The 12239-nt window shown below is 38.4% G+C and carries 12 protein-coding genes; 4 read left to right on the top strand and 8 right to left on the bottom strand.

The window, feature by feature from the left end; translation table 11 throughout:
- Positions 1 to 32 precede the first annotated feature (32 nt).
- The 7 genes from ACLHK8_RS05335 to ACLHK8_RS05305 form a co-directional block, all read right to left on the bottom strand.
- The gene (locus ACLHK8_RS05335) at positions 33 to 569 is read right to left on the bottom strand and encodes a hypothetical protein (RefSeq protein ID WP_434520456.1); all 537 of its coding nucleotides are present in this window, start codon (positions 567 to 569) and stop codon (positions 33 to 35) included.
- Between the two features lie 151 nt (positions 570 to 720).
- The gene (locus tag ACLHK8_RS05330; RefSeq protein WP_323715273.1) at positions 721 to 1077 is read right to left on the bottom strand and encodes an MmcQ/YjbR family DNA-binding protein; all 357 of its coding nucleotides are present in this window, start codon (positions 1075 to 1077) and stop codon (positions 721 to 723) included.
- Between the two features lie 90 nt (positions 1078 to 1167).
- The gene (locus ACLHK8_RS05325; RefSeq protein WP_434520455.1) at positions 1168 to 1452 is read right to left on the bottom strand and encodes a Txe/YoeB family addiction module toxin; all 285 of its coding nucleotides are present in this window, start codon (positions 1450 to 1452) and stop codon (positions 1168 to 1170) included.
- Positions 1427 to 1717 carry a type II toxin-antitoxin system Phd/YefM family antitoxin gene (locus ACLHK8_RS05320; RefSeq protein ID WP_323715271.1) on the bottom strand — a complete coding sequence of 97 codons (291 nt, stop codon included), beginning with the start codon at positions 1715 to 1717 and terminating at the stop codon, positions 1427 to 1429. Before ACLHK8_RS05320 ends, ACLHK8_RS05325 begins: the two co-directional genes overlap by 26 nt.
- Positions 1718 to 1964: 247 nt before the next feature.
- Positions 1965 to 2624, bottom strand: coding sequence for a hypothetical protein (locus ACLHK8_RS05315; protein WP_434520454.1), 660 nt, complete (start codon positions 2622 to 2624; stop codon positions 1965 to 1967).
- Entirely contained in the window at positions 2621 to 2899 is a 279-nt protein-coding gene (locus ACLHK8_RS05310; RefSeq protein ID WP_434520453.1) for a hypothetical protein, read from the bottom strand. The genes ACLHK8_RS05315 and ACLHK8_RS05310 overlap by 4 nt, the downstream gene beginning before the upstream one ends.
- A gap of 97 nt (positions 2900 to 2996) precedes the next feature.
- Positions 2997 to 3344 carry a hypothetical protein gene (locus tag ACLHK8_RS05305; RefSeq protein WP_434520452.1) on the bottom strand — a complete coding sequence of 116 codons (348 nt, stop codon included), beginning with the start codon at positions 3342 to 3344 and terminating at the stop codon, positions 2997 to 2999.
- A gap of 313 nt (positions 3345 to 3657) precedes the next feature.
- On the opposite strand from ACLHK8_RS05305, the gene ACLHK8_RS05300 reads away from it, so the two are divergent.
- The 3 genes from ACLHK8_RS05300 to ACLHK8_RS05290 are packed head-to-tail and all read left to right on the top strand — an operon-like array spanning position 3658 to position 5773.
- Complete coding sequence (locus tag ACLHK8_RS05300) at positions 3658 to 4572, top strand: hypothetical protein (protein WP_434520451.1); 915 nt, start codon at positions 3658 to 3660, stop codon at positions 4570 to 4572.
- Position 4573: 1 nt separating this feature from the next.
- Complete coding sequence (locus ACLHK8_RS05295) at positions 4574 to 4867, top strand: hypothetical protein (protein WP_434520450.1); 294 nt, start codon at positions 4574 to 4576, stop codon at positions 4865 to 4867.
- A gap of 21 nt (positions 4868 to 4888) precedes the next feature.
- Entirely contained in the window at positions 4889 to 5773 is an 885-nt protein-coding gene (locus tag ACLHK8_RS05290; RefSeq protein WP_434520449.1) for a hypothetical protein, read from the top strand.
- A 221-nt stretch (positions 5774 to 5994) separates the two neighbouring features.
- Here ACLHK8_RS05290 and ACLHK8_RS05285 read toward each other — a convergent pair whose 3' ends face one another.
- Entirely contained in the window at positions 5995 to 6966 is a 972-nt protein-coding gene (locus tag ACLHK8_RS05285; RefSeq protein ID WP_434520448.1) for a hypothetical protein, read from the bottom strand.
- 431 nt (positions 6967 to 7397) lie between these two features.
- Here ACLHK8_RS05285 and ACLHK8_RS05280 point away from each other — a divergent pair, with 431 nt between their 5' ends.
- Positions 7398 to 12239 carry a mucin-binding protein gene (locus ACLHK8_RS05280; RefSeq protein WP_434520447.1) on the top strand — a complete coding sequence of 1614 codons (4842 nt, stop codon included), beginning with the start codon at positions 7398 to 7400 and terminating at the stop codon, positions 12237 to 12239.

The raw sequence follows: 12239 nt of genomic DNA, 5'->3' as shown, positions 1-12239 counted from the left end.
AAGAAAGAGATTTTTGTTTGTTTATATTTTTATTAATCACTAGAACTAGCGTTACTAGCGGAACTTTTGGATTGACTGGAACTGCTGCTTGCTTTGCTACTTGAACTAGCTTTAGTTGGTGAACTAGAAGTTGCCTTGATTGATTCAGATTCACTAGAAACTTTTTCGGCATTAGTCGAGTTTTGTTTGGCGTCTCTGGCAACCTTGGCCTGTTCACGTTTTAAAGAAGCGGCAACTTTATTGTTAGAAGCCTTTTCTCGTGCGAGAGATTCTTTGGCCTTACTAATTGAACTGCGGGCCCGTAAAATTGATGAGGATTGCGCGTTAGATCGGTCTTTCGCACTAAGGCTTGATTTAAATTTAGCGATCGAGGCCGATTCCGCACGTTTTTCCTTCCGTGAGCTCGCAGCACTAGGAGTCAGGTTATTGGCAGGGGGCTCCATTTGGGCATGCCGAATGTACACGAAGGTCGTGGTCGCGATAAACAGTAGCGCAACCGCTATCCAAGATATGATCTTAATGCGTGATTTTTTTCCGTGTTTATTAAGATAAAGATTTCTTCGGTTCATAAGTCAAAGCGTACCTCCTAAACCAGAGTTGTTAACTTCATTATAAACGATTTTTGGTCTGTTAGGGTACAGCTACGATTGATTATGAAATTTTGTGAGCTTAGAAAAATATGGTGATTGTCCTAATCTGATTGCCGTCCATTTTATCAGGTTATTGAGTTAATTCAAAACTGTCATCGAGTAGTCCAAATAATTGATCGGGATCGTCAATTGCAGTGAGGTCGGCTGTAATCCAGTGTTCTTTATTCATGTGATAGGCAGGGTAGTAAGATTTACTGCTTTTTAAAATTGCACCCAGTTCAGGATTTACTTTGAAGTCGATAACCTCAATTTCCGTTTGCTGATCACCATACAATTTGTTTTGTGGAATAAGCATCATTAAGCCAAACCACTTATTATTACGTTTGCTTTTGAAAACACAATAGGTGGGATATTTTTTGAATGGATATTCAGGTTGAATATCGTACTTTTCAGTTACATAGTTAATTATTTCTTCACGTGTAACCATTTTTCTGCCTTCTTTTTTGATTAGGATAATCAAAAATGACTATGAACCTCAATTATTAGTTCATAGTCATTTTTTAGTATCCTTATTAATTTATTCGTAGTGGGACCAAGCAGATAAGATTGTGACAATATGATTATTCTTGTCAATTGAATAAACTACGCGATGTTGTCCGTTTAATCTGCGCGAATATTTGCCTTGACCAGGTGGTGTAAGTTTCTCAAAGTATTGAATTGGGTCGTATGGGTTTTGTTTTAAAGTTTCAATAATGTCTCTTAAAGAATCACGTAAATAACTGTTTTGAGCTTTCTTTAAGTCAGATCGTGCTGACTTGACTGCTCTAACTTTCCATTCAGTCGTTTGTTTTTTCCGAATCAACTTCTTTATCAATATCGGCTAACATGTCATCGATATCTTCTGTCTGGTCCTTTTCGTGTGCAAGTGAGAATTGTAGTTGACCGTTAGAAAGAAGTGCCATAGTTTCCTGCTGCGCCTCCCAGTCACTTTTACTAACAATAACAGCAGAAGTACTTTCATCACCATTGGCACGTACAATTGTAATGGGCCGACTATTTTTATTAACGTCTTTTAAGATATTATATAGATTTTGGCGTGCTTTTGTTGGAGTGTAAATGTCTTGCATAGTAAATTCCCCCTTGTATAATTTTACTTCTCTAAACACATTTACATAATAACGTACTTAACGTCGTACGTCAACGCAAAATGTCTGGAAGAAAAAGTCATATCAAGCAGATAGACCAAAGGGTGTATAACTATTATACAGGTTATACAAAAAAATTTAGTGGTTCAGTTAATTCAAGTTATTAAGTTTAGGTGCAATTAGTCTATGAAAGAGTTTTATTCCTTATTTGAATAGATAACTAATTGCCTTACTTAGATTTTTTCCGTTTAGTCACATAACCACCATGGACAATTTTAGGCTTATTTTCAAACGCTGCAAGGCGTCGTCGATACCAGCGGCGAGTCACATAGTAAATCAATAAAAACAACGTCATAAAGGTGATTAAGCCAGGCATTCCCCAAACAATTGTCCGAAATGATGCCCAAAAAGGAATGTGGGTCAGGACAACACCACCGCTATGATCACGCATTACACGCATAGTTACGGAATGGCCGGTGGGATATTTATGATAGATGGCATCACTAAACTCGTGTTTAATAGTGTTTAACTGCGCTTGTTTGGAATGATATTGAATAGTTAAAAAATAGTGATAACGGATATTTTTTCCACCCTCAAATTCGAGGTTTCGTTTGGCAATATAACCCGTTACTGATGTACCAGTATAGCGGGTGGCTAAACTTTTTGTGGTCGGAATAATGCCGGTCGTTAAGAGAAGGCCAGCGATCGCAATCAAAAGGGGGCTAAATGAAATTGCCGAGAACCATTTGGGGCCTTTTTTATTTGGCCAGAATAAGGAGTCTAAAAAAATACAAATTTCCAGAAAAATGGTAGCCACTAAAATAGCAGCCAACCAAGTTAGCATGACATCATGAGACTGTCGATGGCGATTGGCAATATTGGTACTCAAACTACATTATTTTTGTCCCATAAACTATAAACAGCTTTGTTTATTGGTGTGTGTTCCAGTGAACCGTCATCAGATTTATAGTAGGCGGTGTAACTTTCGACTAATCCGGTTTGCGTTTGATGGACCGTGATTTTAGAAATGGTTTGGTTAGCTGGAAGTTGGTTAGTTATATGCGGTGTAAACAAATACCAGGCACCCCAAAACATGACAAGGTTAATCACAATGACACCAATGGCAGTATAGATGGGATTTGTTTTTTTATCCGAATTTTCCATATGAGTGAATCTTCCTTTTTAAGCAAGTTATTAAAAATGGCTACATTTCGGATTGAGACTGAAATGCGGCCATTTTTTTGTTTAGCTATCTAAATGTTTAAAACAGTGAGATGACATAGCTTCCGAGTCCTAAGACGCCAAGCACCCCAAAAAGGATGCCAAATATGTATGTCCAAATACGGTTGCGAATGAAAAAGAGAGAGGAATTGTCCATGACTTCGACACGCTGTCCCGTTTGTTCATCAATGTAGATCCTTTTTTCGGTGGAAATAAAGAATCGACAGAATAGGTAATTTACTCCAGCAGATACGGCTCCTGCAACAAGCCACATTAAACTAGATTGCAGTGCGTTTGGCAAATTTAAGCTTTCAAACATTGCCCCAACGAAGATTCCGAGAAAACCTGCAACTAGAACTAACAGACCTTTACCTTTCCAAACAAGCATTTTTGGTTCCTCCTTATGGTTCAATTATTAATATAAGTATACAGAAATTTTGGCTATCGTCAACTGATTCTTCAATGAAAATGAGTATCTTTATCCTATTTAATTTTTCTAAGTAATTTTTAGCTAATGTTAAAAGTGATTGTACTAGAAGAAATTATTTGATAAAATTGAGAGAAATTCGTATTAATATAATTTTAAAAATCACGAAATAATATTATCAAGGTGAGAAACAAAAGTAATTAGATTTTACCAATCATTTAAAAAAATGATGCAGTTTTTAGACCAGTAAAAACACCGCCTTGAGGAGTTTATTATGAAAAGAAAATTTTTAGCCTTGGTAATTCTGGGAGTAGCAATGGTTTTAATTTTGACAGCATGTTCTCCAAAGAACGAAGAGGTGACTAATGCGGTTAATCTATTAACGCATGATTATCATGCGAATGGTTACCCAGGGAAGATTACAGTGATTAACGCTAAACATACTGGGTATGAAATGTATACATATTTAGATTTAAAATATAAATATACAGAAAAGGTCAATGGTCGTAAAGTAAGTATTTCAGATGAAGCGGGTTTTGATAAGTATGAAGATGGGAAAAAGTATGACACCACGATGTATTATGATGGGAAACCCGATTTTTCACAGGATATCGCGATTTTTGTCCAGCAAGCCGCTTGGCAACAGCCCAAAGCTAAAAAGGTTGTTGCGAGGACACAGCGGGTGTTCAAACAGTTGGCAACCAAAGTGCATGGATTGTCCTACAAAAAAGTTACCGGAGAAGTTGGCGGTGAGTTGGAACGTAACTATGCATTCCTGCCTTCAGGAAAGAAAAATGCGGGCGTACGAGAAACTCTCACCAATCAAATTACAAAAAATCGGCGTAGTGCTTCTAAAACGGCCCAGGCTTTCAACGGTTTCTATAATTTCCCGGTACAGCGTTTTATGGCACAAAATATCATGTGGTTGCATGTGGATATGCAATATCCAATGGCGCACGATAGCCAGTCAAAAAAAGGTGCAAAGCAAATTAATGTGATGTACAACCAGATGTTCACCCAATTGAAAAAGCTGGATTTGACTCATCTGCCAGACGGAAAATATGTGGTGGAAGTCTGGTTTACAACTAAAGGTAAAGAAAACGATAATTTGGATGACTGTCTGTTAACCATTCATGATGGAAAATTGACAGATACCAAACGTTATCAGGACAACCCCTATGGAGACTAATATGGAAAATTTAAAGGTAAAAGCTAATTTACAAAGAGGGACGGAATATGTTGGAGGTCATCTAACAATTGATGATAAAGGGCTGTATTTTCATCCACATGCGCTAAATGTGCAAACTGAGGATCTTTTTGTTGCAGCAGATTTGTTAGTGTCAGTAGATAAGGGGATGACTTTAGGAATTGTCCCCAATGGTGTGAAAGTGCGCACGTCAACCGATGAATTTTTCTTCGTGGTTTCAAAACGAAAAAATGTCCTCAAAACAATTACTGATTTGATTGTCTCTGTAAAAAAATAGTATTTAAAATCGAGGATCTTTATGAAAAACTTAGACATAATGGCCAGTCGCTTGTATGAATTTGCTTATTTGTTATTGTTCATGATGTTTGTGGCAGTTGGCGTTTTAATGCTTATTTTTGATTCGCAAAAATATGGGATTAGTCTTTTGATAATTCTCCTTTTTGGGGTTGGGCTAATCGAAACTATTTACAGAATGATTAGACCGACTGTTCTGATCGTTTCTCGAAAGGGAATCTTTAATTGTGGGGCGATTTTTCAAAAACGCCGTACGATGATTGCCTGGAATAATATTGGCAGTGTGACAACTAGTCACCGTAGTTTAATTACTACGCTAGGGTTGAGTTTTAAAGAGTCTATCAATGGAAAAGATTCAATGGGAATCCCCTTAGTTGGCGTACCCCAAAAAGATATTGACGAGGCCTTATATGTGATTCAAGGGGGCATTACACACTTTAATACGGTTCAGCAGGCTGGAAGTGAACAGGTACCTGCGCTTGATATTGAGGTTCTAGAAAACGAATATAAAAATCAATATATTGAAAAAGTATCGCTGAAAATTTGGTGGCTGTGGGCCGGCTTGGAGGTAATCGCCTTCTTTGTAGCGTACAGGCTAGGAACGGTTGCTAACCAAATTTTTGTCACTAAAAATGATGGCCTAGCAAGTTTTATCTATTTCTTAATTGCTGTTCCAACGTTTCTCGGATTATCCGAATTTTGCTACTGGTTTATTTTTCGTATAGGCTGGCATTCAACTCCGGATGGTCGGGATCTTATTTTTAGACGCGGAAACTTTCAAATCCCAATTTTTATTAAAAATACGGTCAGTTATGTACGTGAGCGTATGAAATTTCTGGTCGAGTGCGCCTTATTTATGCCTTTTTTATCATTTCGCGGATTGGCTTGACGACCTTGCTGATTAGTACCGCAATCATGTTGTTTGAATCAAATATTAAAAATAGTTTTGATATTTTAGTGATCATGTTAGGGGTAATTTTAGTCGTTATTTTTTGGCACGGATATCCAGCCTTGATCCTGAGATGGTTTCATTTAAAGGCTTTTCAAATCGAAAATAAGCGTCCCCATTTTACGGAAACATCTAAAATTTAAAAAAGGTTCAGAAGCTGGTTAATCTAGTTTCTGGACCTGTTTTATTTGGTTTGTTCCATAATTTGATGAGAAAGACTTAGCCTGGATGGCACCTTGAATAGCGCTACAAGTTAGAAGGATGGCAATTATACCGACGCTCAGCCAGTGGCGTTTGGGTATTTTTTTGAAATCGTTTTTAGTGTGCAGATTAGTGAGTAATAAATGCAAGATACCGAAGAGTCGCGGCAATACCCAGATCAATGCAAAATTTAGCAAGACCAAAAGGGCCTGAAAAAAATTGGGAAGGGAAAGCGGACTCTTAACAATTTTTACGCCACCGGAATTATCAACGTAAGGCAGCACGGTTAAAGAATCACCGATTTTTTGGTGACGATAGAAAAATGGGGGAACATTGCGCACGACTTTTTGTGTGATGCCGTATTCGTTTTGAAATCTTAGGGTTAAGGCATCAGTTGTGGTCGAAATATGGCCATGATTGGTAAGTGAATTTAAAATGGTTTGTTGCTTGTGGACAATTTTTGCTTTGGTTGGGGCAGTAGCGTGACTAGATTGAAAAAAGTCAAAGGCCATCGGATTCAAGACATTTGTATAAGTCCACTGTGTAAAGCCAACCAAGAAAATGAAAATGGCGATCAGGAGGTCAAGACGAATCAGATTATGAAACAAAGGCTGAACTTGATTATGTTGAAAATAGGCGAGCACCTTTAAAATAAGACGAATGAGATAGACGATAATCACTAAAAGCGAGCCACCCATAAATAAAGGAAAAAATCGCCAATCAACTTTTAAATTGTTAACTGCTAGTCGGCCATCATAACGATGGTAAACTGTTCGTTTGATTGTTTGGATGGGGGAATCAATCCAAGCTTGATAATCTTTTTTGGTTAGTTGCACATGTTCATCATCGGTTGTGGTTCCGACATAAGAGGCAATGGATCCCGTGTTACTCTGGGTAACCGTAATTTGATCAATGGTTTTTGGGCCTACCAATTTAACACCTTGAAAATTGCTTTGGCAGAGCAGCAAACCAAATATAGCGATAGCAAAATAAAATGCATAGCTCAGCTCTTGTTTAAGGTTTATGTGCATGAGGTCGAACCTTTCTTTTTTTATTATTATATCCTACTTTGTAGAATGAGGTTAGATAAAATTAGACGTTTAAGTTAGCTATATTTATAATTCGAAAAGTTTTGTAGCGTTTTTTTTGCCTATTATTTAAACGGAAAGGCTCTATATTTAGCAAATATAAACTTTAACCACTAAATTATTGATGTGCAATCGTTTGATTATACGTAAAATACCAAAATATATCTTTGCATTTGCCCTATTTTTAATGTTTTTTTGGTGAAAAAGTGCTATTATTTAATCGTTTACATGTATTGAATTTTACATATGGGTTTATAAAAAACGGAGGAAAGATTATGATTGACAATCAGCAAAAAAATAAGCGTTTAAAGTTGTTACACGATAGTGGCCGGCTAAAAGAACATTTCAAAATGTACAAAGTGGGGCGAACCTGGTTATTTTCCGGAGTAACGGTTCTAGTTTTTGGAGCCGCTACTTTCTTCGATTTACCAAGTATCAAAGCAGATACTACTGCTGCCTCTACTGTGGCTACAGAACAAGTTAACGGTTCATCTGCTTCCACTGCTAAAGCTTTGAGTTCAGCAGCTAATTTCAGTTTAGCTACAAGTAATGCAAGTGCAAGCAGTTCTGTCACCTCAGCTGGCAATTCCAGTGCTACTAATACGAACAGTGTGGCTTCAAAACATGTTACTGTTTCACAAAGTAATTCTAGTTCTATGGCTGTTTCGCAAAGCTCTCCCGTAAGTAGTGCGGCAAATCTGAATAATAGCGGTGATAAAACTAACAGTTCTGCTGTAAGTGTGGTTAGTTCATCAAGTACTAACCAGACAGGTGCGAGTGTTGCTCAAACTAATTCTGAAAGTACTGTCACTTCTTATGATACAGGTGGATCCATGAGCAGTACCGAAAGTCTGAGTTCGAACAAAAGTATTTCGAGTACAGAAATTGAAAATTTGCAAGACCAATTACCTACAGGAACTTTAGTTACAGAGAATAATGGTATTCTTCATATTGATCTATCAGCTGGAGATGATCCAACAGCTGTAAAAGCCATTCTTGAAAATATGGATATTGAATTTCCAGTGACCTTAAGTGCTAAGGATGCTGATACTGCGACAAGTTACACGGCAGCTGATTTAATAAATAGCGGTGAAATTATATTAAACAGTCTAAATTGGTCATCTGCTGATAATAGCACAATGGATTATTACCAATTTTCTGTCCCAACGGATGGATTAATAACAATTAAGGCTAATTCGGGGTTAAAAGCCGGAGATACAATCAATTTGGGAAATCTTTCAATTACGGGTCAATTAACCGGTAGTGCATCAATGAATCTGAGTTCAGCAACTCTAACAGGAATTGGAACGCTATCAGGCTCTGTGATTACGTTGGATGATACTTATAATGATTCTGTAGACCACTCAATTAGTATCAATTTTCCCACAAATATAAGTTCAAATACGACTAAAAATATTGACGACAGCAGTCTGAAAATTTCTGAAACTTATTTAGGTCAAACAATAACAATTAACTATGAACCAGTTACACCAGCAGCAGTTGTGGATAATGGTGGTGGTTTTACTGAAAATTCATATACAAATGGTACGACCGGTTATGTATATTCAGGCGTTCAATTTGGTAGTACAACTCCATATAAAGACTTACTAGGATCAGATGGCACAATAACAACGGATACTTCTTATCCAGACCAGGACCTCGTTTATGTATGGAAGTTTGCGGCCAATCCAAATTTACAAAGTGTTTCATCACCCCAAATATATGAAAATGGTGGCACAACTGGAATGCAAGGTATTATGCCGGATGCTAGCGATATTGCTAATAATGGACATTATACCAATGGAAGTTTTGATGGCTTAAAATTTTACACAATTCCAAGTGATACAGCAATTGCGGACGTTGAAAATGTTTTGCCAGTCGGCAGGTATACAACTTACCAGGATGCCGATGGAAATTGGTATGCAGCAGTTAATTTTGGTCAGTTTGGCACTGACGATGCAGTAAAGACAACTGCTGACTGGGTTACTGATAGTGTCAATGATAATCCCTGGACTGCTGATGAAGGAGCAGATGAAAAAGCAGTTACTGCTTTGACTGGCGACAATGCCATTAATGGATCCTTTATTAGTGCTGGTATTCAAGTCAATGGAATTCCAATTGATCCTAACTATGTAACACCATTTGAAATAACTGTTTATTCAAGCAGTAATAGTTTTGCGACTCCGATTAGTAATTTAACTGCTGAAACAAAGCCAACGAGTGTCGCGGTGGCAGGTCAAAATACTGTTCAATTTGTGAATGTGGATCAGGATGGTAATCTTATTGGAGCTACAACAGATTCAGACGGTAATTCAGTTCCAGCTTCAACAACTCTAGCGGGTTGGGCGGATGGCAATAGTGTTGGTCAAACGGCAACAAATTATGACTATACTGCAGCCAAAAATTTGACTGATAGTAATGGAGAAGCATACCGATTGGATGATGAAAGTCAGGCAGAATATACAGGCCCTTATAGTCTGACGAATAAAGTGATTTATGTTGTTTATGATGCCACTGTCAATGTTACTTTGACTTATGTTGATGATGACAATAAAGAAGAACCTGTGGGTGATTCAGTTACACAAAGTGGCTTTGCGGGCGATTCGGTTACGTTTGATAATATTACTGTTCCAGCTAATTATGAATTGGCCTCAGGAGAAACTGCTGTAGACAAAACAGTAACGCTAATGGCTGATGACAGTGATAATATTGTGATTCACTTAGTTCATAAAACCGTCACAACTACACCAACAGATCCGGATGATGTGAACTATGATAATACGCATCAAAGCGTAAATGAAACAATTAATTATGTGTATGCCGATGGCACACAGGCTCATGATCCAGCGACGGCTAGTTTAGACTTTACACGGACGGTTACGACGGATAGCGTTACGGGTGAGGTAACCAGTTATGGTGACTGGACAGCAGTTGATGGTGATGACTTTGCGGCAGTGGAATCACCGGTAATTGTCGGTTACACACCAGATGTTAGCAGCGTCGCTGCGGTAAACGATGTGGACGCGGCAGCGGACGATCTTACTGAGAAAGTAACTTATTCAGTAGATAATCAAAAAGCAAACATTAAATACGTTGATGAAACAACAGGCGACACACTTAAGACTGATCCGATTAATGGGGATAGCAATACAACTAGCGATTATAGTACAGCTGATGAAATTGCGGCATTAGAAGGACAAGGTTATGAACTAGTTAGTGATACGGTACCGGTAGGTGGCATTGTATTTGATACCGATGGCAAGACTGATCAGAGCTACACGGTTACTTTTAAGCATAAAACCGTCACAACTACACCAACAGATCCGGATGATGTGAATTATGATAATACGCATCAAAGCGTAAATGAAACAATTAATTATGTGTATGCCGATGGCACACAGGCTCATGATCCAGCAACGGCTAGTTTAGACTTTACACGGACGGTTACGACGGATAGCGTTACGGGTGAGGTAACCAGTTATGGTGACTGGACAGCAGTTGATGGTGATGACTTTGCGGCAGTGGAATCACCGGTAATTGTCGGTTACACACCAGATGTTAGCAGCGTCGCTGCGGTAAACGATGTGGACGCGGCAGCGGACGATCTTACTGAGAAAGTAACTTATTCAGTAGATAATCAAAAAGCAAACATTAAATACGTTGATGAAACAACAGGCGACACACTTAAGACTGATCCGATTAATGGGGATAGCAATACAACTAGCAATTACAGTACAGCTGATGAAATTGCGGCATTAGAAGGACAAGGTTATGAACTAGTTAGTGATACGGTACCGGTAGGTGGCATTGTATTTGATACCGATGGCAAGACTGATCAGAGCTACACGGTTACTTTTAAGCATAAAACCGTCACAACTACACCAACAGATCCGGATGATGTGAACTATGATAATACGCATCAAAGCGTAAATGAAACAATTAATTATGTGTATGCCGATGGCACACAGGCTCATGATCCGGCGACGGCTAGTTTAGACTTTACACGGACGGTTACGACGGATAGCGTCACGGGTGAGGTAACCAGTTATGGCGACTGGACAGCAGTTAATGGTGATGACTTTGCGGCAGTGGAATCACCAGTAATTGTTGGCTACACACCAAGTCAAGCCACATATAAAGCAGTAAATAATGTTACAGCTGATCATGGCAATGTTGTCGGTACAATTACGTATAGCAAGACAGCGATTGAAAATGAAGATTTAACTATTAAGTATATTGATGATACTGATGATTCGACAGTTAAAACTGATACAATTTCTGGAGAACTTGGTGCGAGCGGCAGTTACAAGGTCAATATTCCAGCAGGTTATACATTAGCTGATGGACAAAATAGTTCAATGGATTACACAATTACAGCTGATGATAGTGATAATTTAACCGTGCATTTGACACATAAGATTCTTACGGTTGATCCAAGTAACCCTGGTACTGATCCGGTTGATCCTGATAATCCCGATGGACCAACTAATGCGGATTACACTGACGAAATGAATCAAACGGTGAATGAAACGATCCATTATGTTTATGCAGATGGGTCAAAAGCTGCTGAAGATCATACGGATTCCGTATCATTTAATCGTACGATCACCATTGATGAAGTAACTGGTCAAGTTGTTTCATACGGTGATTGGAAAGCAGTTAATGGAGATAACACATTTGATGCTGTGACATCACCAACCATTGCTGGATATACTGCGAGCCAAGCGGTTTATGCTGCACAAACAGTTAGCGGGGATTCTGATAATATTGAAGCAACTGTAACTTATACAGCAAAAGCCCCAGCTGGTAATTCAGGCGACAATGGCGGTGATAAGACCCCAGAGCAACCATCTACAGAATTACCGGGAGCAACTGGTGAGACTTCAAATACGCAAACAAAAGCTGTTTCAAAGCAAGAACAAGTTAAGACTAATAATTTAGTTCTTCATAAAGAGTCTCAGACCAAGAAAGCAGCAGTTAGTGAAGTTAAGCGAGCTGGAATTTTACCACAAACTGGTGATAATAAAAATTCAAGCCTATCTGTCTTAGGTGTAGCATTATTATCTGCAACTTTAAGCCTATTTGGATTACGACTAAAGAAAAAAGAAGATAACTAA

Origin of the sequence: Pediococcus sp. M21F004 (assembly GCF_051122535.1) — a bacterium.
GTDB lineage: Bacteria > Bacillota > Bacilli > Lactobacillales > Lactobacillaceae > Pediococcus > Pediococcus inopinatus.
Note: the sequence above shows the minus strand (reverse complement) of the source record. Positions and strands in the feature narration are given on the sequence as shown.